Raw genomic sequence first — 21806 nt, 5'->3', positions numbered from 1 at the left:
CCCCAGGTTGCGGCGGCGGGCCGATGGACGCGGATCTCCATCTTGCATTCACTAGCCTATATAGGTCTGCTGCCTGGCGGATGCTTGGAGAATCGGACTATGGGCATGCAGGTGCGTGTTGTCGGCATGGACGAGGTGGGTGCTCAGCCGATCGCCGGGTCGGCGGGTCAGCGGGGCGGCGGGTCAGCGGGTCGGCGGGTCAGCGGGTGGTGCGGCGGCTTCGGCGGGCTCGTTCGAACTCGGCCACGTCCGAGATCCACGGCCCGTGCCGGTCGAGGGCCGCGCAGCCGCCGCGTACGAAGGTGTTCACCAGGGCGCGGTAGCCGGCCATCCCGTCGACCAGGGCGTACTCGACCCGGTACTCCGGCTCCGCGCCGCCCCGGCCCGGGCGCAGGGTGGTGATCCGGGCGATGGAGTCGGCGTAGAAGTGGACCTGGATGCCCTCGCCGAGTTCCTCGTCCTCGATGGTGAAGACCTCGTTGGCGCGGGTGGCGCGGTCGGCCACGAACTCCCAGAACTCCGCCGCCGCGGAGCGCGGGCCGGACCGCAGCCATTTCTTCTCGGCGTTCTTGTCGTCGGTGAACGTCAGGGCCGTCTTGGCGGCGGGGCCGCCGGAGTCGGCACGGCCGTCGGCGGGGTCCCCTTCGCCCTCAAGGGGGGTCTTCCTGCCGCGGGCCGCCGCCTCCGAGCACATCAGGAGGCTCACGGTGCCCACCGCGTCGTCGACGAGCTCCGGGTGTGCGCGGCGGACGGCCGCTTGCACCGCCGACTCCAGTCGGTTCCAGTCGCGCTTGTCGGTGGCGTGCCTGCCCCGTCGCGGGTCGCGGCCGATGCCCAGGCCGGCGCAAGCCCGCTCCGCGGTGGCGATGACCCGCAGGACCTCGGGCAGCAGGGCGGGGTCGACGGCGTCGGGGAGTCGCTTCGGGACGGTCGCGCCGTGCAGGTGGCGGCCGGTGTACTTGAGGAGTGCCGTGTCGAGCGGACCGAGTACGGTTCCGCGTTCGGCGCGGCGGCGGTTCGCGTGGTGTTCGGCGGCTCGTCTGCCGTCCGAGGTCTCCGTGGCCGTACGCATCGACGCGTGCACCCGGCCGCTCTCCAGCAGGGCGATGTCGGCCCCGTGGGCGATGAGGCGGCTCCGGTCCCAGCGGATCCGGCGGAAGAGGGCGTCGATGCCGGCGGGCGGGCCGAGGAGGACCGGGTCGAGGAGTGCGGTGGCGGCGTCCTCGTCGAGCGGGCCCCGGGTACCGGCGTCCTCGCACAGCGGGAGGACCGCGCTCCACAGCAACAGGTGTCTGGGGAGGTCCTCGCGGATCACCGCGAGATGGGCTTCGGTGATCGGGAAGGTGAACGTGCGGGGCTCGTGGTTGGCGTCGGCCCCGGCGCCGAGCATCAGCTTCAGCCCGCCGTCCTGGCTGATCACTTGGGGGATCCAGCCGGTCATGCGGGTGAAGACGGTTTCGGGCCTGCGGGAGCCGCTCATGACCATCGTGCGCATTCGGCGTCGAGGCGTGCGTCGGTGCGGACCCAGACCTCGCCGGACGCGGCTCCGGCCGGGGTGTCGACCCGTTCGATTCCCAGGAACGCGATCAGGGCGAGCAGGGTGGCCCGGTCGGCCCGGTCCTCGTCGGCGCCGTGCGAGTCGAAGAAGACGTGGTACTGGTCGGTGGGGTCGACGTGGCCGGAGTCCGCCCAGATCCGGGCGAGTTCCTCGACGGCCGCCGCTTCCGTGGTGATCGTCGCGGCGCGGGCGGCGCCCCGGGCCTCGGGGGTGGCGTCCAGGGCTGCGGGGTCGGCGAACCACTGGCCGTAGCGGTCGAGGCCGGCGTACCCGTTCTCGAAGAACAGCATCGCGGCCGGCGTGTAGCGGTTGGGCCGGTCGGTCCTGAGGAACTCGGACCGGGGCGGGTCGGCGTCCAGGGTGCGGCGGATCAGGCCTCGGGCGGGCATCAGGACCAGGCTCTGGCCCGCCGCCTCGTCCCTGATGGTGCAGGTGTCGTCGGGTGCCCGGTCGCGGTAGAACGCGGAGAAGGCCACATAGGCCTCCTGGGGGTCGCCCGCGGAGATCTGCCGGTCGGTGCCGTCTCCCGCGGCGAGGACGAACCGCTTCGGTCCGGGGCGGTAGGGGCGGGCCATGTGCGGGCGTCCTTCGTTCAGGCGTGCGGGTTGCCTCAGCGTAGTCCAGCCGGAAACGCGCACCCCCGGCGCCTTCGGACGGCGCCGGGGGTGCGGGAGGTGCCCGGTGGGGGTCAGGCGAGCTTCTTCAGCTGGGCGTCGATGACGGCCTGCGGGAGCTTCGGCTTGCCGGCCAGGCTCTGGACGGCGAAGGTCGCCAGGGTGCCGCCCTTGCGGACCACGACCAGCTGGGCGGCCATCGGGGTCTCGGCGTCGCCGAAGTCCGCGATGAAGGAGACGGCCTCGTCTCCGGCGGTGACGGCCTCCCCGGGCAGCACCTTGTTGATCTTGACCTTCTCGCCGTCCTGGTCGAGCACGTACCCGGACGCACAGGCCTGGCCGGCCGCCTTGAACGCGGCGAAGGCCTCCTCGGCGCCCTTGCCGTCGTAGGAGGTGAGGGTGACGGAGGTGCCCACGGAGCCGGACAGCATCTCCAGCCCGGCCAACATCTTCTCCTCCTCGGAGGCGTTGGGGTCGGCGGGCTTGCCGGTGGTGCCGGCGACCGAGGTGCGGGCCACGCCGGTGGCGGTGCCCTGGGGCTCCATCGAGGAGGCCTGGACGACGGGCTTGCACTCGGCCTTGTCGCTGGAGCCCTTGAGGGCCGCGAGCTGGGCCGCCGTGGGCGCCTTGACCACGTGGTCCTTGGGCGCGTCGGCCTTGGTGAGCAGCAGGGCGGACAGCTCGGCGTCCGTCTTGCCCTTGGTCTGCGGGGTCTGGGCCTGGGCGGCGGCCGAGTTCTCCGGCTTTACCGAGGCGGCGGACTTGCCCTCGGCGTCGCCGTCCTTCGAGCCGCAGGCGGTGAGGAGCAGGGCGAAGGAGAGGGCGGAGACGGTGGTGACGGAGCGTCGGACGAGGCGCGAGTGGCGCATGGCAGGTATCCCCCGGGTGGTGCGTGCGGTGGTCGTGCTCCCGGCGCCGGTGCACGCGGCACCGGCTGCGGCGTGGCCGTCGCCGACGGCGGGCGGGCCGGGAAGCCGTCCCACCCTACGCAAGGCCCGCGCGGGCCCCGCACACCGGGGCTCGGTCAGGGGCGTCGGCGGAGGACCGGGGGCCCGGGTCAGTGGCCGATGCCGTGGCTGCTGGGGGCCGGTGCGCGGCGGGCCCGGGAGAGCTTGGCGGCGGTGCCCCGGGCGTTCTCGAAGGCCCGTACGGGGTCTCCGGCCTTGCGCCAGGTCTCGGCCCCGCACCAGGGCCCGATGAGGCGGAACTGTTCCAGCGCCGCCTTGTACATCAGGGACCGGATCATGTGGTGGGCGAGGAGGTGCCGCAGGGCGGGCAGTCGTTCGTCCTGCGGGTCGACCCGGTCGAAGGAGGCGGCGACCTGCCGGAGCTTGTTCCGGCAGAAGGGGGTGGCGACCGGGCCTCCGCCGCCGGGCCGGCCGTCGAGTTCGGCGAGGGCGTGCAGGTAGATCCCGGCCAGCGGGCTGCCGGGCGGTGCCGTGCGGACGGCCCGGCCGGCGAACCGCATCATCAGGCGGTCGCTGCCGAACCATTTGGCGCACCAGTACTGGAGGGCCTGCCAGTGGCCCTCGTAGTGGTGCGGGGCGCGGGCGACGAGCCCCTCCCAGAGCTTCTTGAACTGGGCCGGCTTGTACTGGGCTCCGCGCGCGGCCGTGACCATGACCACCCAGGGGCCGGGGTTGGCGGGGTCGAGGAGGGCGGCCTTGCGGGCCTCCTCGATGGCGGCCGGGAGCAGTGCCCGGAACCGGTCCATGTCCTCGACGGGGACGGCGTCGGCGTAGGCGCTGCCGCGGATCGCCCAGGCCTGGTGGACCATCAGGCCGGCCTGGAGGGTGGCGGCGTCGCAGTCGTCCGGCCGTGCGCGGCGCCAGGCGTGCAGCCAGGCGTCGTCCTGCTGGGCGATGTGCTGGAGGAGTTCGAGGCGGTTCCAGCGCTCGTCCCAGTCCTCGCCCGCCTCCTGGAGGTGGCCTCGCGCGGTCTCCCAGTGTCCTTCCCAGGCGGCGTCGGCGACGGCCTGCCGGGCGGCCCGGAGGTGGTCGGCGGGCGGCGGTCCGGGGCGGCCGGGGTCGAGGGCCTCGCGGGGCGGGAGTCCGTAGTCGGAGGCGGTGAACTGCCGCTGGACCCAGGTGGCGGTGGTGCGGGGCACGACCAGCACGCGGTAGAGGAGGGCGAGGAAGCCGAGGAGGACGGCGCCGAGGAAGAGTGTCACGGCGGCAGATCCTCCCCCGGTTCGGTCACTCTCCGCAATAGCTTTGGGCAGGGAAATATCGAGGTCAGGGCCGGGAGCGGAGGCTCGCGGCCAGGGCGGGCGGGGGCGCGGTGACCGAGAGCGAGCGCCACCCGGGGCCGACGGGAACCGGGGAAAACGGATGTGCGATTGTCGGTCGCGCATGGTAGTCACTACGTCCACGGGTGGGGCGATCATCGCCGCCCGTGCGATCCGGCAAGGGGTGGGGGAATGGCGTTGCTCAAGGGCGTGGGAACCAGACTCGGACGGTGGGCGGGACGGCCCGTCGCCGCCGTCGACGAGGATTCCGGAGACCCGGACGCCCGGCGCGTCCGCGCGGCCGCCGAGGCCGCGGACTGGGCCGGCGTACGCGAGGTGCTCGAAGCGCGTCCGGAGAGCGAGGACCGCACCGGTCTCCTGTGGGCCGTCAGCGAGGTCACCGGTACCGAACGCTGGATCGCCCGGGTCGTGGCAGCGGAGCCGGAGGCCCCGCTGCCCCGCCTGGTGGCGGCCGTCCGTCACATCAGCTGGGCCTGGGAGGCCCGGACCGGCGCCAGCGCCTCCCAGGTCTCCCGGGAGCAGTTCCGGGTCTTCCACGAGCGGCTCGCCGTGGCAGAGGGCTGGCTGTACGAGGTGGCCGAGCGCGAACCGGGCTGGATCTCGCCCTGGTACGGGCTCCAGGTGACCGGCCGCGGCCTCCAGGTCGGGCAGGAGGTGGCGCGGCGCCGGTTCGAGGCCACCGTGCGCCGCTCCCCGCAGCATCTGGGCGCGCACCAGCAGCGGTTGCAGCAGGTCTGCGAGAAGTGGGGCGGCTCCCACGAGGAGATGCACGGGTTCGCCCGCGATTCCGCCTTCGGCGCCCCCGGCGGGACCCTGCTGGGGCAGCTGGTGGCGGTCGCGCACCTGGAGCACTGGCTGGCCCTCGACTCCGGTGAGGACTCCCGCTACATCCGCCGGGACGAGGTCGCCGCCTCGCTCCGCGCGGCGGCCGACCACTCCATCCGGCACCCGGACTTCGTGCCCGGCCCCGGCACGCTCCAGGTCCGGAACACCTTCGCCATGGCCTTCGCGCTGGCCGGGGACCGGGCCTCCGCCCGGGAGTGCTTCCGGGCGACCGAGGGACGGGTCACCAAGTTCCCCTGGTACTACCTCAACGGCGCGGACCCGGCCAAGGCGTACCGGCAGCACCGCGTCAACTCCGGGCGCTGACCGGCCCGGTGGCCGGCGCCGCCCGTCCCGCCGACCGCCGCAGCCGCCGACCACCGCAGCCCCGCAGCGCCCGTACTCCCCCGCACCTCCCGCACCCGACCGCCGACGGCGACAGCCGCGCCGTCACCCCGTACCGAAGGACCGCTCCAGGTGTCCCTGCCCCCGTCACCCTCCCGTCCCGAGCCGCAGCCGCCGGCCGCCGAAGGCCCGTCGACCGCCCACACCTTCCAGGTGGACCTGCGCGGCCTGGTCGACCTGCTCTCCCACCACCTCTACTCCAGCCCCCGGGTCTATCTCCGCGAGCTGCTGCAGAACGCTGTCGACGCCATCACCGCACGGCAGGCGCTCACCCCCGGGAGCGTCGGCACGATCACCGTGCGCACCGGGGAGACCCTGACCGTCACGGACACCGGCATCGGTCTGTCCGAGGCCGATGTCCACCGCTTCCTCGCCACCATCGGGCGCAGCTCCAAGCGGACCGCGGACGGCGCGCTGGACGGTGCCGGACTGGACGCGGCGCGCGGGGAGTTCATCGGCCAGTTCGGGATCGGGCTGCTGGCCTGCTTCGTCGTCGCCGACGAGATCACCGTGCTGAGCCGGTCCGCCGCCGAACCGGACGCGCCCACCGTCGAGTGGCGGGGCCACTCCGACGGCCGGTACACGATCAGGACCCTCCCCCCGGCGACGCTTCCGGAGCCCGGCACCACCGTGAAGCTGGTCCCGCGGGCGGACAACGCCGAGTGGACCTCGCCGCAGCAGGTGGTCTCGCTCGCCCGGCACTACGGCGGGCTGCTGCGCCACGAGGTGACCGTCGTCGACGGGCACGGGGTGAGCCACCGGGTCAACGAGGCGCCGCCGTGGGAGCGGGACCACCGCTCGCCGCTCGCCAAGCGCGAGGCGTACGCCGCGTACTGCCGGGAGCTCTTCGGTTTCGCCCCGCTGGACACCATCGAACTGGACCTGCCGGCCGCCGGGCTGCGCGGGGTCGCCTACGTCCAGCCGACCCCGGTCAGCCCCGCCCAGCGGGCCGGGCACCGGGTGCACCTCAAGGGGATGCTGCTCACCGACCAGGCGCCCGAACTGCTGCCGGACTGGGCGTTCTTCGTGCGGTGCGTGGTGGACACCAGCAGTCTGCGGCCGACCGCCTCCCGCGAGTCGCTGTACGAGGACGGCACGCTGTCCGCGGTGCGCGACGCCCTCGGCGACCGGATCCGGGACTGGCTGACCGGGCTGGCCGCCCGGGACCCGGCCCTGCTGCACCGGTTCATCGACACCCATCACCTGGCGGTGAAGGCGCTCGCCCGCCATGACGACGAGCTGCTGCGGATCGTGCTGCCCTGGCTGCCGTTCGAGACCACCGACGGCAACGTCACCCTGGAGGAGTTCGCCCGGACCCATCCGACGCTGCTGGTGGCGCGCAGCGTGGAGGAGTTCCGGCAGGTGGCGCCGATCGCCTCGGCCGCCGGGCTCGGGGTCGTCAACGGCGGCTACACCTACGACCGCGACCTGGTCCACCGGCTGCCCGAGATCCGGCCCGGCACCACGGTCACCGACCTCGACCCGGCCACCGTCACCGCCCACCTCGACTCCGTGGACCCCGGGGCCGAGCTGCGGGCCGCCGCCTTCCTGGGGTACGCCCGCGAGACGATCGGCGCCCACGACTGCGACGTGGTGCTGCGGGACTTCCAGCCGGTGACGGCGCCGGCGCTGCTGCTGGACAACCGCGAGGCCCGGCACGAACGCACCCGGTCGGGGCTGGCGGCCGACGGGGACGGCCTGTGGGCCGACATCCTGGGCGCCCTCCGCGAGGAGACCCCGCGCGCCCAGCTCGTCCTGAACCATCTCAACCCGCTGGTCCGGCAGGCACTCACCATCGGCGAGCGCGGTCTGGCCGTGACCACGGCCGAAGCCCTCTACGGGCAGGCCCTGCTGCTGAGCCGGCGCCCGCTGCGCGCCAGCGAGAGCGCCTTGCTCAACCGGGCCTTCATCGGCCTGCTCACCCACGCCATGCACCACCCCGGCGAGGCGGCCGACGGCCCCGGGCCCAGGAAGGAACCGTAGATGCTGGACACCCCCGAGGCCGTCGTCGAGGCGCTCCGCGAGAACCACGAGCGCCCGCACGGGCTGACGCGCACCGTGACCGCCGAGGAACTCGTCGAGACCGCCGAGGCCTTCGAGAAACCGGAGGTCCTCGTCACGGCGCTGCTGGAACTGATGACGGCGTACGAGTTCACCGGCGAGCACCGCAAGGCGCCCGTGGTCTTCGCCCGCATCCTCAAGCTGTGGGACTCCTCCCCCGACAGCTTCGACCGCTACGAGGCCCACCAGGTCTTCTGGCGGTTCAAGTGGGTGGCCACCTCGCTGCTCCAGGTGCCCGAGGTGCCGCTGACCGGCATCAGCGGCTGGATCGACCGGATGCGGGAACGCTACGAGGCCGCCGAGCACGGCGTGCAGCCGGTGGCCGCGATGCGCTACCACCTCGCGCGGCACACCGGTACCGGCACCGACGACGCCTACGACCTGTGGGCCACCCGGCCCCGGACCGAGCTCAGCGACTGCGAGGCCTGCGAGACCCGGCACCACGCCTTGAAGCTGGTCGCCGACGGCGTGGACGCGGCCGCCCTGGACGTCTGGCGGCCGGTCCTCGACCGCGAGCAGGGGTGCAGCGAGGAACCGCAGACGAGCCAGGCGCGGGCACTGCTGCCGCTGCTGCGGGCCGGCCGCGCCGACGAGGCGCGCTCCCACCACCTGACCGGCTACCGCAAGGTGCGCGGGAACAGCGGCACCCAGGCCGAGGTCGGTTTCCACCTGGAGTTCTGCGCGCACTCCCGGAACGAGGGCCGGGGCCTGGAGATCCTCGCGGAGAACCGCTCCCTGTTCGAGGCCACCGGTGCCCCGCTCGACCATCTGCGCTTCCTCACCGGCGTGGAGGTGTTCCTGGCCAGGCTCGTCGAGGACGGCCACGGGGAGACCGTCGTGGCCGGACCGGCCGGCCGCACCTGGACGGCCGCGGAACTCCTGGCCCGGGTCGGGTCCGAGGCCGGCGCCCTCGCCGACGCCTTCGACGCCCGCAACGGCACCGGCGCCGTGGGCGACCGCCGCCGCGCCCGGCTGGCGCTCCGCCCGGTGCTCGACGAGCCGCTGCCGCTGGGCCTGCGCGCACCGCTGACCCCGGCGGCGGCCCGTCCGGCCGCGCCGACCGCCGTCCCGGGCACCGCCCGCCCGGCGGCCCCCGAGGAGTTCCCCGCGCTCGTACGGGAGGCACGCCGGCTGTCCCGCGAGGGACACCCGGGCGACAGCCGGCTCTGGGCCCTGGTCGGGGAACGGCTCGCCGCGGCGACCGGGGCCGGCGAGCCCCACGAGGAGTCCCTCGGGCCCGTCGAGCTGCTGCGCGCGGAATGCGCCGAACACGAGGCGCGGGAGCTGTGGGTGGCGGACCGCCACCGGAGCGGTGCGGCCCTGCTCGACGGCGTGGTGGCCGACTACGCCCGGCTGGACATGCCCTGGCAGGCGCTGTCCGCCCGGGCCCGCGCCCTGGTGTGGACGGCCTCCCCGGGCTCCCGCGAGGAGGCGGGGGCCTTCGCCCCCGATCCCGGGGCGACCGCTTCCGCCCTGGCGGAGGTGCTGCGGGAGAAGGACGAACTGCTCGCGCGGGTCCCCTTCGACGCCGAGCCGCTCGGCGGGGCGGAGGCCGCGTACGGCACCGACCTGCCCGCCGAACGGATCCTGTCCTACCTCTCCCTGCTGTACTCCGTCGCCTTCTTCGACCACCAGGCACTGCACGCCGCGCAGGCGGCCCGCAAGCGTTCCGGGGCCGCGGACGGGACCACGGCCGTCGGCACGGACGGGGACGCGGACCGGCTCGGGGGCGGCGGGCTCGCCGCCCGGTTCGAGGCGAGCACCGACGCCCTGTGCTCGGAGGCGGTCCGGCTCGGCTTCCCCCACCAGGCGGCCAACGCCCGGCAGTTCCGGGCCGATCTGCTGGCCCGTCGGGACGCGATGGCGGATGCGGAGCAGGAACTCCGGGCCGCCCTCCAGGACCTGGAGGCCGCCGGGCGGCCCTGGCGCCGGCCCCGGCCGGCCATCCAGCTGGCGCAGATCCTGCTCTCCCGGGACCAACCCCAGGAGGCGGCGGACCTGCTCCACTCCGCCCTGGCCGACGCCGTCGCCCATGACGACACCACCCTCGAACTGGCCCCCGTGTACATGCTGCTCGGGCATGCCGCCACCCATCTGCGGGACGCCGACGGCGCCGTACGCCACCTGTCCGAGGCGGCCGCACGGTTCGACCGGGCCGAGGACCCCGCCAACGCGTTCGAGACCCGGGTGATGCTCGCCGACGTCCTGGCCCGGACGGGCCGGCAGGCCGACGCCGTGGCGGTGCTGGAGTCGGCCCTGGCAGACGCCCCGGACTCCCTGGACGCGCGCTCCGTCGCCCAGGCCCGGCTCACCCTGGGCCGGGGCCTGCGCGATCTGGAGGAGTACCTTCCGGCAGCCGAGGAACTGCTTCGGCTGGCCGACACGGTGGCCGGCTGGGGCGGGGAGGAGGACGGCGGCGCCGTCCTGACCCTGGTGGCCGCCGAGACGGCGACCACCCTGGCCCTGGCCGGCCGCTGGGAGGCGGCGCACACGGCGTACGCGCGGGCCGTGGCCGCCCACGCCGAGGCGCCCAACCCGCCGATCGTGGTCCAGATGATGCGGGAGTTCGCCCGGCTCGCCCCGGCCGACCGACCCGCCGGGAGCGGCACGGACGGCACGGGTGCCGAGGGCGGCGGGGACGCCGCCGGGGCCGGGGACACCCGGGCCACCGACACCGCGCTGGAGCACCTGGCCCGCGCCGACGCGCTGCTGGCCGGGCTGCCGGCCGGCGAGGAGGGCTTCGCCGTCTGGTACGAGCGCGGCGAGATCCACTACCGGCGCGCCCGGGTCCTCGCCGAGGCCGGACGCTTCGACGAGGCCCTGCGGGAGGCCGAGTCCGCGGTCGCCTCGCACGAGGAGGGCGGCGAGGCCGGTGAGCTCCCGAGGGCCGAGGCGGTCCGGGTGGCGGCCCTGATCGAGGGCAACGGCCTGGACCGCGCGGATCTGGCGGTCGCCCGGCTGACGGCGGGCGCGGCCCGCTGCCACGAGGCCGGCCACCCGGACGCGGCCCACGTCCTGGAGACCCTCCGCAAGGAGTTCCGCCCCCGCTGAGCCCCCGCCCGGGGTGTCCGTCAGTCCCGCCCCGCCGGGAGTGGCCGGCGTTCTCGGTGGCCGGCCGGGCCGGGTCGGATGCGGACGACGGCCTTGCCGCGGACCCGGCCGGCCCTCAGGTCCCTGATGGCGTCGGGGTGGTGTGGTCGGGGGTCTCGTCGGCGCCGAGCGAGCGGACGAGGTCCGCCTTGGCGGCGCTGCACACCCCGGTGACATGGGCGGCCCCGAGGGCTTTGGCGAGTTGTACGGCGTACGTGCCCACGCCGCCCGCGGCCCCGATCACCAGCACCCGGCCGCCCGGCCGGAGCCGGCCGGTGCGGCGCAGGGCCTGGAGGGCGGACACGGCGGACACCGGGGCGGCGGCGGCCTGTCCGGGGGTGAGGCCGACGGGCGGTGCGGCCCTCCTCGGCGCGGGCGTACTCGGCGAAGGAGCCCTCGCAGATGCCGTACACCTCGTCGCCCGGGACGAAGCGGGTGACTCCGGGGTCGCGGGCCCCGCTGGGGCGGGGGCGCCGGGGCCCTCGTACCGGAAGACGGTGTCGATCGGGACGCCGAACACCCGGCGATCTGGAAGGCCACCTCCAGGGAAGGCGGGTAGCGGCCCTGTACGACCCTCACCGCCGGGAGTCCACCGGGGGGCCGGCGGGGAGGACATGGGCGGCGGACTTGTCGGTGCTCAGGCACAGGGAGCAGACGACCGCGTCGTGGGCGGCGCAGGCGGTGACGTCCGGGCGCTCGTACGGCTGCCGGCAGACGTGGCAGTCGAAGACGGCCGCGCTGGGGTTGCCGTCCGTGTCCAGCAGGGGTTCGGGGATGCCGTCGTCGGTGCGGCGCAGGTAGTAGCGGCCCTTGGTGAGCACCGCCATCAGCGGGGTGACCACGAAGGCGATGAGGGCGGCGGCCACCGGGGAGTACGGCTGGAGGGTGTCGCCGAGCAGATGGAAGTACATGGCGATCGACAGGCCCGAGGCGGCGAGGAAGGCGACCACGCCGACCGGATTGACCGGGTGGAGCATGCCCCGGCGGAACTCCGGCTGGAGCGGGGACAGTTTCAGCAGGTACTTGTTGACGCCGATGTCGGTGGCCACGGTGACGACCCAGGCGATCGCGCAGTTCGAGTAGAAGCCCAGGATGCTGTTGAGGAAGCTGAACATGTCGGCTTCCATCAGGGCGAGGGCGAAGCCCAGGTTGACGAGGACGAAGACCATACGGCCGGGGTAGTGGCCGGTGACCCGGGTGAAGGAGTTCGTCCAGGCCAGCGAGCCGGAGTAGGCGTTCGTTACATTGATCTTGATCTGGCTGATGACCACCAGGACCACCGCCAGGGGGACGACCAGCCAGGACCACATCATCGCGTCGAAGGCGCTGCGGAACTGCTGGATCGGCTCGGGCGCGGCGGCCGGACCGACCTCGGCGAGGATGTAGACGGCGAGGAACACCCCGATGGCCTGCTTGAGCGCGCCGAGCACCACCCACCCGGGTCCGGCCATGACCACCGCGGTCCACCAGGCGCGCCGGTTGGCCTCGGTCTTCGGCGGCATGAACCGCAGGTAGTCGATCTGCTCGCCGATCTGCGCGATCAGCGACAGGCAGACGCCGGCCCCGAGCATGACGGAGGCGGCGTTGACCGCGCCGTCGCCGTCCGTGCCGGGGTGGGCGAGGAAGCGGTCGACGCTGCCGGGGTCGGCGGCGACCAGGTACACCAGCGGCCCGACCATGAGCAGCAGCCAGACGGGGGTGGTCCACACCTGGAGTTTGCTGAGCGCCTTCATCCCGTAGATGACCAGCGGGATGACCATCAGGGTGGAGACGGCATAGCCCAGCCACAGCGGCAGCCCGAAGCCGAGTTCGAGGCCCTGGGCCATGATGGAGCCTTCGAGGGCGAAGAAGATGAAGGTGAAGCTGGCGAAGATGACGCTGGTGATGACCGAGCCGTAGTAGCCGAACCCGGAGCCCCGGGTGATCAGGTCGAGGTCGATGTTGTAGCGGGCGCCGTAGTAGGCCAGCGGGAACCCGGTGACGAAGATGACGACGGCGGCGACGGTGATGGCGACGAGGGCGTTGCCGGTGCCGTGGGCCAGCCCGATGCCCGCGCCGATGGAGAAGTCGGCCATGTAGGCGATCCCGCCGAGGGCCGTGGTGGCCACGACCATCGGGGTCCAGCGGCGGTAACTGCGCGGCGCGAAGCGGAGGGTGTAGTCCTCCAGGGTCTCCTTCGCCGCCGATCCGGTGGCGGTCGTGCCGGTTGCGGGGGCGGCGACGGCCTCCTCCGGCGACCCGGTCGCGGTCCCTCGTGACTCGGTGGTGCTCATACGAAGCCTCCCGGCGGCCCGGTCCACGGCGTGCTCCAACGGTGCGGTCACGCTAGGAGGCCGTTGTTGCCCCCGGGTGCACCCTGTGGTGAACAGCGTGTTGCCCGGGCCGCCCCGGCGGTCCGCCGCGGACACGCGATCCGGTCGTCCGCGGCGGCGGGTCAGTCGGCCAGGCGGGCCAGGGCCAGTTCGTGGGCCCGGGCGAGGGAGTCGGCGGCGGGGCAGGGGACGTCCGGCTGCACGCCGACGCCCTCCCAGTTGGTGCCGGACACCGGGTTGACGGCGCGGCCGACGGGGACGGTGACCTCCAGGTGCGGGTGCACGGTCCAGCCGTCGCACGGATGTGCGCCGCCCCGGGTGGTCTCGCCGACGACCACGGCACGGCCGTGCTGCTGGAGGTCGTACGCCAGCTCCTCGGCGGCGGAGAAAGTGGTCTCGCCGGTCAGCAGGTACAGCGGCTTGCTGCCGCCGAACCGCGCACCGGGAACGTGCGGCAGGCTCCAGGACTGTTCGACGCGGTCGCCGCGGCGCCAGCGCATGGTGTTGAGGTGGGTGCGCTCGTCGAGCAGATAGCCGCACACGAAGGCGACCGTGTCCGGGTCGCCGCCCCGGTTGCCCCGCAGGTCCACTATCAGGGCCCGGGCCCGGGAGACCAGGGTGAGTGCGGCGGCCAGCGGTTCGGCGGCCCAGTCCAGCGGGAACAGCATCGGCCCCAGCTCCAGCACGGCCACCCCGCCGTCGAGGAGTTGCACGCGGGGCGCACCGCCCAGCGAGGTGTCGAACTCCCGGCGCATCGCCTCCATGGTGGCCGCGCCCCGCTTCGGGGGGACCGCGTCCGGGTGGTGCCTGAGCCTGAGGTGCCGGTCGCCGTTGAGGGACTGGAGGTCCTCGGTGACCAGCCGGGCGAGCTCCTCGGCGCCGTCGACCTCGTAGGCGCCTTCGGCGAGGCGTCGTCGCAGCAGGTCGGCGAGCTGTTCGGCGGTCTCGGCGAACACGTAGTGCTCGGTCAGGAGTCGGACCGTCTCGTCGATGACCGGGGCGGGCGGAACTGTCACGGAAGTCGTCATGGCAGGGAGTAGATCACCGCCCTTGCGAAAGCGTCAAAGGTTTTAGACACTTTCCTTATGCCTGATGCGGTTGATGTGCCCGGTACGCCCGACCAGCCCTCCTACCCGCCGCCGCCCGACGGGGTCCTGGAGATCGGGGCACCCGAGCAGTTCGCGGCACTCGCCCACCCGTTGCGGCAGCGGCTGCTCTTCGCCCTGGGCCACCGGCCCGCCACCGTCCGACAGCTCGCGGTGCGGCTGGACGCGAAGAAGGGCAATGTGGCCCACCACCTCAAGGTGCTCCGCGAGGCCGGGCTGATCCGGGTCGTCGAGACCCGCCAGGTCCGGGGCGGCACCGAGCAGTACTACCAGCGCGCGGCCCGGCGGATGGCCGTCGCCGAACCCCAGGCGGCGGGCACCGCCGCGATGCTCGCCGCGGTCGCCCAGGAGCTGGACCTCTCCACCGCCGAGACCCATCTGAGCCTGCGCCATCTGCGGCTCAGCCCCGCCAAGGCGGAGGAACTCGGCAGGATCCTCACCGCGCTGGTGGACGAGGCGGAGGAGGACGCCGACGAGGAACCCCTGCACGGCGTGCTGGTGGCCCTCTACCAGCAGGGCCGGACGGACGGGGCCGCGGCCGGCTCCGACTGACCGGCTCCGACCGACCGGCTCCGACCGACCCCACTATTCGATGGCCCGGGGTGACCCGGTCTGCTTGTATGCGGCCATGAGCACCGATCTTCCGGCCGGCTACGAGATCTCGGCCGACCCCGCCCGTCTGGACCGCGCGACCGTCCACACGTGGCTGTCCGAGGACTCGTACTGGGCCATGGGCCGGACCCGCGAGAAGCAGGAGGCGGCCATGGCCGGCTCGCTGAACTTCGGGGTCTACGACCTGGCCGACGGCACCCAGTCCGGCTACGCCCGGGTGGTCACCGACCGGGCCACCTTCGCCTGGCTCTGCGATGTCTACATCGCCCGGGAGTGCCGGGGGCTGGGCCTGGGGAACGCGCTGGTCGCCGCCGTCTGCGAGCACCTCGCGCCCTTCGGGCTGCGCCGGGTGATGCTGGCCACCGCGGACGCGCACACCGTCTACGCCAAGGCGGGTTTCGCGGCTCTCGAACACCCCGAGAAGTGGATGACGCTGGGCGCGCAGTGAGCGGCGCTCGGTGCGCGGCGCTCGGTGCGCGGCGCTCGGTGCGCGGCGCGGCGTGCACGGGGTGCCGCAAATTCGTTACCCGGGGTCCCGGGCCCCGTGATAGACGACGGACGTGCGTGACACTCTCGAATTCCCCGAAGTCCTGCGGCTGATAGAGGACCGCGCGGCCGCCTTCCGCTCCGCGATCGCGGACGCCCCCGACCTGGACGTCACGGTGCCGAGCTGCCCGGACTGGACGCTGCGCGAACTGGCGCAGCACCTCGGGGACGGCCGCCGCCGCCAGGCGGCCATCGTCGCGGCCGGCCCGGGCTCCGGGCCCCCGGCGAAGACGGACCCGAAGGGCGCCCCGACCGCGCCCCGCGACCGGGCGGCCCTGGACGCCTGGCTCGCCGAGTCGACCGCGCTGATGCTCGACGCGTTGCGGAACGCGGGCCCGGACCGCGGCTGCTGGACCTGGTGGGGCCGGTCGCAGGCCCCGGAGACCAGCGGGGCCGTGGCCCGGCATCAGATCCAGGAACTCGCCGTCCACACCTACGACGTCCAGCTCACCCACGGGGCCGAACAGCCGCTGCCGGCGGAGGTGGCGGTCGAGGGCGTCGACGAGTTCCTGACCACCGTCTCGGCGACCACCGTCCCCTGGCCGTTCAAGCCGGCGACCATCGACCTGCACACCGTCGAGGGTCGCTCCTGGCGTCTGACCCTCGACGCCGACGGCGTCCGCAGCGACCGCCTCCCCGCCGACGCGGAGCCGGGCGACCTGGCGATCCGCGGCACGGCGAGCGACCTGGTCCTCTACTTCTACGCCCGCGCCCCCCTCGACCGCCTGGAGACCAGCGGCAACCTGGAGCCGATGGAACTCCTCGCGAACTGGGACCCGAACGACTAGACCGCACCTTGCCCTTGCCCTTGTCGTTGTCCCTTCTCTTCCGGTTCCTGCCGGACGGCGGCGCAGCAGGCGAGGCCGAGCAGGAGCGCCGCCACGGGGAAGGCCAGGGCTGCCCGGGTGGCGCTGGTGGCGGTGCCTCCGAGGCCGGCCTGGAGCAGGACGCCGGTGGCTGCACTGCCGAACGCCCCGCCGAGCTGGCGGGTGGTGTTGAAGACTCCGGAAGCCGCGCCGACCAGTGCGGGTTCCAGGGACCTGGTGGCGATCCCGGCGAGCGGCGCCGACACCAGGCCGATGCCGATACCGGCCACCAGGAGCGAGGGCATCAGCGCCAGGACCTCCACCCCCGGGTGCAGCAACAGGGCGAGGGAGCCGGTTCCCACCACCAGCAGGACGAAACCCGAGGCCGCGAGGGCCCAGGGGCTGGTGGTGTCGGACCACTTGCCCGCGAGACGGGCGCACACCGAGGACAGCGCGAACATCGGCACCGTGGCCGCACCGGCGGCCAGCGGGCTGTAGCCGAGGTCGCTCTGGAGGTAGATCATCAGGGGCAGGAACAGGCCTCCCATGGCCGCTCCCATGGCGCCGCCCGCGGCGGCCCCGGCGGAGAAGTTCCGGTTGCGGAACAGACGCGGCGGCAGCAGCGGTTCGCGGGTGTTGCGGTGCTGCCACCACACGAACGCACCCAGGCACAGAACCCCGAACACGAGGACCCCGGGGATCGTGACAGGGCCGACGATCGTGCCCCAGTCGTACGCCTCGCCGCTCTGCACCCCGAAGACCAGCGCGGTGAGCCCCAGGGCGCTGAGCGCGATCCCCCACAGGTCGAGACGGTGCTCCCGGGCGGGCCGCCAGTCCGGCAGCAGCCGGGCCGCGGCGATCCAGCCCGCGATGCCGACCGGAACGTTCACCAGGAAGATGCCGCGCCAGCCCGCCCAGGTGATGAGCAGCCCACCGATCACCGGTCCGGCGGCCATGGCCGCACCCCCGACCGCCCCCCACACACCCAGGGCACGGCCCCGGCGGCGCACGGGGAAGAGGTGGACGATCAGCGCCATGGTCTGGGGCGCGATCAGCGCGGCGCCCAGCCCCTGGGCCGCGCGCGCCGCGATCAGTACCGGAGCACCGGGGGCGAGCGCACAGGCCAGCGAAGCGGCGGTGAACCCGGCCAGGCCGGCGAGGAACACCCGCTTGGGGCCGTAGCGGTCACCGAGGCGGCCCGCGAGGATCAGGGGCACGGCGTAGCAGAGGGCGTAGGCGCTGTTGACCCAGACCGCCTCGTTCAGGGAGGCCCCGAGGGTGGCGCGGATATCGGGGACGGCCACGTTCACGACCGTGGCGTCCAGGCAGATCATGAAGAAGCTGACGCACAGCGCGAAGAGCGGCGAGGGGTGACGCAGCGGGTGGGGCAAGGTCAGTCGCACACCCATCGATTCGCACAACCGGACTCCGGGGGCCCGGCGACACGCCGCAGGTTTGCGGACCCGGCCGGAAGCCGAATACCGGAGTAGCGGGGGGCGGGGGCGGGTGCGGGCGCGACACGGCGCGGGTGGGGCTGGGGGGCCGGGATGTCAGGGACGCAGGGTTCGCAGCAGGGGCAGCAGGGGCAGCAGGGGCAGCAGGCGAACGGTTCAGGGCCGCAGCAGTCGGCACTGGCCACCTGGGGTGTCCCTGCCGCCGTGAGTTCGGCGGTGGCGGGGCTGCTGCTGTTGATCCTGACGGGCGGCGCGCAAGCCCTCTGGGGCTGGCTCAGCGAGTTCTGGGACCCCACGCCGCCCAGCACCCTGACGGTGCTCACGGGCTGGCCCACGGCAGCGGGCTGCGACCTGCAGTCCGCGGTCGCCATGAGGGAGGGCGGCCCGCCCGTCACCTCCCTCGACCTCGACGACCTGGCCAAGGACCCACGCACCGCGGCGGCCGAGAAGGGCGCGGCCTCCTGGGGCACCGGGGTGCTCAACCTCACCCTGAGCACCAAGGGGACGGACAAGATCTCGATCAAGTCGGTGACACCGCACGTCACCGGGCGGAACACGACCACCGCGTACCAGTGGATGCTGAAGAAGACCCAGGCCTGCGGTGGGCCCGGCGGCGGACCGACCGTACTGCGCCTCGACCTCGACCGGCAGAAGCTGTTCGACGTGGTCGACGGCAAGGAGGCCGAGCAGTCCGTCCCCGGCAACTCCCTGCTGACCGGGATCTCGGTGACCCGTGACGTGCCGGCCTACGTCACCGTCGGCGTCCGTTCCTGCACCGCGACGTACACCTGGACTCTGACCGTCCGATACCTCGTCGGCGGTGAGGAGAAGTCGCAGGAACTGGGGCCGTTCCGCTCGGTGGGCGGTGTGCGGGGCATCCCCGTCTACGACGTCCGCCCGGACTCCCACGGGGGCGGGCGCGAGCTCGTGGACACCGGGGAGAAGACCGGGCCCAACTGTCCGGATCGGTCCGCCCGGTGAGCGCGGGGCCTGCCGGCCGGAGGGCCGGGGTGCTGACCGCAGTCCTCACGGTGGTGCTGGCGCTGCTCGCCGCGGGGGCGTGGTGGTTCACGGGACGCGAGGGTGACGGCGAGGGCACGGACACGGTGGCGGTCGACTGGACGTACGGCAAGGCCGCGGACGTGTCCGTCACCCCGGGCGGCGGGTTCCATGCCCGGGCCGTCGCCGTGTCCGAGGGCAACGGCAAGGGCATGGGTGCCGGAGCTGAGGGTGAACTGAAGGGTGAGGGTCAGGGGCTGTTGGTCGCGGCGGGGGACGGTCCGGAACCGTCCGGAGACGGGTACGACCTCGACGCCTGGTACTCCGCCGATGCCGTCACCTGGACCAGGAGCGACCTGCGGACGGTGAGCCGCGGCGCCGGCTGGTACAGCGAGTTCTCGGGGCTCATGTCCTGGAACGGCGGCTTCATCGTCGAGGCCCGGGGCGTGGACTCCTCCGGCGGGCTTCCCGTCCTCGCCTCAGCCCCCACCTACTTCTCCGCCGACGGCCGGTCCTGGCGCCTCCTCCAGCCACCCTCCGATGCCGGAAGCCGCAGACCGGCCTATTTCACGGACGGCGACCATGCGTACGTCACCCAGGACGGCACCTCGTTGTGGCGGCTGAACGGGACGGGCGAAGGCTGGACGCCCGTGGCCGCACGGGCCCCGGAAGGGTGCCGTTTCCGTGAGCGGGGCGCCGCCGTCGGCTCGGGGTCCGACTCCGGCTCCGGGGAAGCGCTGATCGTCGGGTCCTGCGACCCCGGCGGCTCGTATCCCGTCGCCCTGTACCGGCTGACGGACGGCGGCGCGCACCTGGACGACCTGAGCACACCGCTCCCGGACGATCTGGTGCTCGTGGAAGGCCTGGCCGGGCGCGGGGACACCCTGCTGCTCAGCGCCCTGCGGACGAAGGGCGCGGGTGCGGGCGGCCAGCCGCCGGACCAGCGGCCCGTCCTCCTGCGGTCCACGGACGGCGGCGGCCGGTGGGCCGAGATCACGCTGCCGGTGGGGGAAGACTCCAAGCCCGGCACCGGCTGGGTCAGCGACCTGTTCAGGTCCGCGGGCACGTTCGTCGCACTGGGCAGCGCCGTCCTGAACGAGCTGGAGCAGCCGGCCGCCTGGGTGTCCCCCGACGGCGAGCGGTGGACGGCGATCCGGCTGAAGGCCTTCGCCGACGAGGGACGTCTGGGAGAGGGCGCGGCCCTGGGCGGGCGGGTGGTCGTCCCGGCGCTCTCCGGTACCGGTCCGGTGCACACAGTCGGTCTGTTCACCTCCGGCGGTGAGGGGGGAGCGAGCCCCCCGACCCCGTCGGATTCCCGGTCCGCCCCGTCCCCTGTCGCCCCGTCCTCCGTCTCCCCGTCCTCCGTCTCCCCGTCCAGGGAGCCGACCTGGTCGGTCGAGGACGTGTACGCCCTGACCTCGCCCTTCGGCGGAGAGATCAAGGGGAGTTCGGGGCCCGCGCCCCGCTACGAGGTGCTGGTCGCCCTGTCCCCCGGCCGTGCCGATCCGCCCACCGTGCGGGATCTCTCCGGCCTGCTGCGGATCAAGGGGGACACCGGGTGCACGGCCACCCTCTCGCACTCCGCGACACGTGCGGACCGGACCCTGGTCTTCCGTACGAGCGGGCAGCAGGGCCCTCTTCCGGGCATGGTCTTCGACGGCAGCTTCTACTGCCCGGACCTCGTGGAGCTGCGGCTCACCGGGCCGGGAGAGCTCTCCTGGAACAGTCAGGGCGGCTACACGGGCACCCTCACGGCGGGGCCGGTGGACTGAACGGGGTCGCGGGCACAGCCCGGACAGGACGGGCTGGACAGGTGATCAGCCCTTCAGCGGCAGCGTCTGGCCGGCCACCACGAGGAGGACTTCCTCGCAGGTGTCGGCCACGGCCGCGTTCAGCCAGCCGAGCTCGTCGCGGTAGCGCCGCTGCCAGGCCGTGCCCGGTTCGACCCCGGCTCCCACCTCGCTGCTCACCAGCACCACCCGCCGCCCGGTGGCCCGTATCGCGGACACCAGCTCGGCGGACCGGTCGCGCAGTTTCCCGCGCCCGCCGCCCAGCCAGGCCGTGTCGTCGCCCGCGTCGATCCGCTCCATCTCCACGGCGAGCCAGGACGCCAGACAGTCGATCAGGAGCGGCGGACCGTCCTCGGCGAGCAGCGGGACCAGGTCGCCGGTCTCCACCGTCCGCCAGCGGGCGGGGCGCCGCTCCTGGTGCAGCCGTACCCGGTGCAGCCAGTCCGGGCTGCCGTCCCGGGGGCCTCCGGTGGCGGCGTACACCACGTCCGGGTGGGCTTCCAGGCGGTGTTCGGCGTGACGGGACTTCCCCGAGCGGGTCCCGCCCAGCACCAGGGTCCGGCGCGGGACGGCCGGCAGCGGGGCGGGCCGGTCCCCGTCGGTGCGGAGCGCGGTCCCGTCCGGGACGGGGCGGGCGCCCGCCGCCGCACAGCGCCGGACCAGCTCGGGGCCGATCGGGTCCTCGTGGTCGAGGTGCACCGCGATCACCTCGGTGCCCGGGCCGATCGCGCCGGTGTCGCGCATCCGGGCCAGGGCCTCCGGCCGGCCCAGCACATCGGCGAGGACCACCTCGTACGGGCGTTCCGCGCCGTCCCCGGTACCGGAGGCGGCGGGGGCCGCGCCGGGCGGCAGGAGGAGGGCGCGGGTGCCGTCGGGACCGGTCACGGCGTAGCCATGGCCGGTGCCCGGTACGTCGACGGGGACCGGGTGCACCCGGTGCCCCGAGGTGGTGGCCAGGTGGCCTCCGTCCGGCAGCCGGGCGGCCGGGGGCAGGCCGGCTGCCGGCCCGCAGGCCAGCTCGGCCGGGTCGGCCGGGTCGGCCGGGTCGGTGTCCTCCGGCTTCTCGGGGCGGGCCGACAGCACGTGCCGGATCGCGGACGGCGCGTGCCCGGCCCGGGCGGCGGCCGCGGCGGCCCCGGGGGTGGTTCCGAGGAGCAGGACCCCGTCCACGAGGACCGCCGTGGCGGCACGGGCGTCCGCACCGACGGATGCCGCGCAGCCTGCGCAGGGGCAGCCGGGTCGGGGCAGTCCTTCGGGGGCGGCGGTGCCGAGCAGGGTGAGTTCCACGGGTCGTCCTTCCGGAGGGGCGGCGGACCGGCCCCTCCAGGGAACGCGCCCCACCCCGCCGCCCGCGTCCTCCGAACGGACCGGTATCGGGTGTTG

17 protein-coding genes are annotated in these 21806 nt (G+C 74.1%); 8 read left to right on the top strand and 9 right to left on the bottom strand.

Features of this window, described 5'->3' with window-relative positions:
• Positions 1-199 precede the first annotated feature (199 nt).
• The 4 genes from ACZ50K_RS14925 to ACZ50K_RS14910 form a co-directional block, all read right to left on the bottom strand.
• Positions 200-1486 (bottom strand): DUF6357 family protein, encoded by a 1287-nt coding sequence (locus ACZ50K_RS14925; protein ID WP_468903210.1) that lies wholly within the window; start codon positions 1484-1486, stop codon positions 200-202.
• Positions 1477-2133, bottom strand: a complete 657-nt coding sequence (locus ACZ50K_RS14920) for a hypothetical protein (protein WP_468902538.1) — start codon at positions 2131-2133, stop codon at positions 1477-1479. The genes ACZ50K_RS14925 and ACZ50K_RS14920 overlap by 10 nt, the downstream gene beginning before the upstream one ends.
• A gap of 113 nt (positions 2134-2246) precedes the next feature.
• Entirely contained in the window at positions 2247-3041 is a 795-nt protein-coding gene (locus ACZ50K_RS14915) for a hypothetical protein (RefSeq protein WP_468902535.1), read from the bottom strand.
• 188 nt (positions 3042-3229) lie between these two features.
• Positions 3230-4342, bottom strand: coding sequence for a hypothetical protein (locus ACZ50K_RS14910; protein WP_468902534.1), 1113 nt, complete (start codon positions 4340-4342; stop codon positions 3230-3232).
• A 249-nt stretch (positions 4343-4591) separates the two neighbouring features.
• Here ACZ50K_RS14910 and ACZ50K_RS14905 point away from each other — a divergent pair, with 249 nt between their 5' ends.
• From ACZ50K_RS14905 to ACZ50K_RS14895, 3 genes are all read left to right on the top strand, one after another.
• Positions 4592-5569, top strand: a complete 978-nt coding sequence (locus tag ACZ50K_RS14905) for a hypothetical protein (RefSeq protein ID WP_468902531.1) — start codon at positions 4592-4594, stop codon at positions 5567-5569.
• 156 nt (positions 5570-5725) lie between these two features.
• The gene (locus ACZ50K_RS14900) at positions 5726-7630 is read left to right on the top strand and encodes an HSP90 family protein (RefSeq protein ID WP_468903207.1); all 1905 of its coding nucleotides are present in this window, start codon (positions 5726-5728) and stop codon (positions 7628-7630) included.
• A complete protein-coding gene (locus ACZ50K_RS14895) occupies positions 7631-10759 on the top strand; it encodes a hypothetical protein (protein WP_468902529.1) in 3129 nt (1042 codons plus the stop codon). It begins immediately after the preceding gene.
• Positions 10760-10874: 115 nt separating this feature from the next.
• Here ACZ50K_RS14895 and ACZ50K_RS14890 read toward each other — a convergent pair whose 3' ends face one another.
• From ACZ50K_RS14890 to ACZ50K_RS14880, 3 genes are all read right to left on the bottom strand, one after another.
• Positions 10875-11102: a zinc-binding dehydrogenase gene (locus ACZ50K_RS14890; protein ID WP_468902527.1), complete on the bottom strand. Its 228-nt coding sequence runs from the start codon at positions 11100-11102 to the stop codon at positions 10875-10877.
• A 271-nt stretch (positions 11103-11373) separates the two neighbouring features.
• Positions 11374-13071 (bottom strand): purine-cytosine permease family protein, encoded by a 1698-nt coding sequence (locus ACZ50K_RS14885; RefSeq protein ID WP_468902524.1) that lies wholly within the window; start codon positions 13069-13071, stop codon positions 11374-11376.
• Between the two features lie 161 nt (positions 13072-13232).
• Positions 13233-14138: a S41 family peptidase gene (locus tag ACZ50K_RS14880; protein ID WP_468902521.1), complete on the bottom strand. Its 906-nt coding sequence runs from the start codon at positions 14136-14138 to the stop codon at positions 13233-13235.
• Between the two features lie 57 nt (positions 14139-14195).
• Between ACZ50K_RS14880 and ACZ50K_RS14875 the strand changes: the two genes are divergently transcribed.
• The 3 genes from ACZ50K_RS14875 (at position 14196) to ACZ50K_RS14865 (ending at position 16162) form a co-directional block, all read left to right on the top strand.
• The gene (locus tag ACZ50K_RS14875; RefSeq protein WP_468902519.1) at positions 14196-14768 is read left to right on the top strand and encodes an ArsR/SmtB family transcription factor; all 573 of its coding nucleotides are present in this window, start codon (positions 14196-14198) and stop codon (positions 14766-14768) included.
• Positions 14769-14844: 76 nt separating this feature from the next.
• Positions 14845-15276, top strand: coding sequence for a GNAT family N-acetyltransferase (locus ACZ50K_RS14870; RefSeq protein ID WP_468902516.1), 432 nt, complete (start codon positions 14845-14847; stop codon positions 15274-15276).
• A 112-nt stretch (positions 15277-15388) separates the two neighbouring features.
• Positions 15389-16162 (top strand): maleylpyruvate isomerase family mycothiol-dependent enzyme, encoded by a 774-nt coding sequence (locus ACZ50K_RS14865; RefSeq protein ID WP_468902513.1) that lies wholly within the window; start codon positions 15389-15391, stop codon positions 16160-16162.
• Here ACZ50K_RS14865 and ACZ50K_RS14860 read toward each other — a convergent pair.
• Positions 16159-17583, bottom strand: a complete 1425-nt coding sequence (locus tag ACZ50K_RS14860) for a DHA2 family efflux MFS transporter permease subunit (RefSeq protein ID WP_468902510.1) — start codon at positions 17581-17583, stop codon at positions 16159-16161. The two genes, ACZ50K_RS14865 and ACZ50K_RS14860, sit on opposite strands and share 4 nt — an antisense overlap.
• Positions 17584-17727: 144 nt before the next feature.
• Here ACZ50K_RS14860 and ACZ50K_RS14855 point away from each other — a divergent pair, with 144 nt between their 5' ends.
• Positions 17728-18615: a hypothetical protein gene (locus tag ACZ50K_RS14855; protein ID WP_468902507.1), complete on the top strand. Its 888-nt coding sequence runs from the start codon at positions 17728-17730 to the stop codon at positions 18613-18615.
• 29 nt (positions 18616-18644) lie between these two features.
• Positions 18645-20405 (top strand): hypothetical protein, encoded by a 1761-nt coding sequence (locus ACZ50K_RS14850; RefSeq protein ID WP_468902504.1) that lies wholly within the window; start codon positions 18645-18647, stop codon positions 20403-20405.
• Between the two features lie 45 nt (positions 20406-20450).
• On the opposite strand, the gene ACZ50K_RS14845 is transcribed toward ACZ50K_RS14850, so the two are convergent.
• Complete coding sequence (locus ACZ50K_RS14845) at positions 20451-21710, bottom strand: bifunctional adenosylcobinamide kinase/adenosylcobinamide-phosphate guanylyltransferase (protein ID WP_468902502.1); 1260 nt, start codon at positions 21708-21710, stop codon at positions 20451-20453.
• Between the last annotated feature and the right edge of the window lie 96 nt (positions 21711-21806).

The organism is Streptomyces sp. NPDC033845 (genome assembly GCF_055576225.1).
Note: the sequence above shows the minus strand (reverse complement) of the source record. Positions and strands in the feature narration are given on the sequence as shown.